Source organism: Enterobacter sp. 61D5 (assembly GCF_034107965.1).
GTDB classification, from domain to species: Bacteria; Pseudomonadota; Gammaproteobacteria; order Enterobacterales; family Enterobacteriaceae; genus Enterobacter; species Enterobacter cloacae_M.
In genome coordinates, this window is record NZ_JAWNFK010000048.1 from 1 (window position 1) to 368 (window position 368).

At 47.0% G+C, this 368-nt stretch carries 2 tRNA genes; both read right to left on the reverse strand.

Annotated elements, in window-relative coordinates:
- Positions 1 to 132 precede the first annotated feature (132 nt).
- Positions 133 to 208 (reverse strand) — tRNA-Ala (locus tag UTM25_RS22470).
- A 42-nt stretch (positions 209 to 250) separates the two neighbouring features.
- Positions 251 to 327, reverse strand: a tRNA-Ile gene (locus UTM25_RS22475).
- Positions 328 to 368: the final 41 nt, after the last annotated feature.

Here is a 368-nt window from a genome sequence, read left to right on the forward strand (position 1 = left end):
TGAGAGACTCGAACACACCATTTAAGATGTGTCGTTTCAATTTTCAGCTTGATCCAGATTTTTAAAGAGCAAAACTTCGCAGTGCACCTTTTCAGGTTCACTCTGAAGTTTTCTTGTGTTCGCAGTAAAAGATGGTGGAGCTATGCGGGATCGAACCGCAGACCTCCTGCGTGCAAAGCAGGCGCTCTCCCAGCTGAGCTATAGCCCCATCGTTTATAATCTCTGTACCGCTCATCCTTTAAAAGGAGTTTGGTAGGCCTGAGTGGACTTGAACCACCGACCTCACCCTTATCAGGGGTGCGCTCTAACCACCTGAGCTACAAGCCTGCAGAGATTTTTACTGCTGTTTTTCATCAGACAATCTGTGT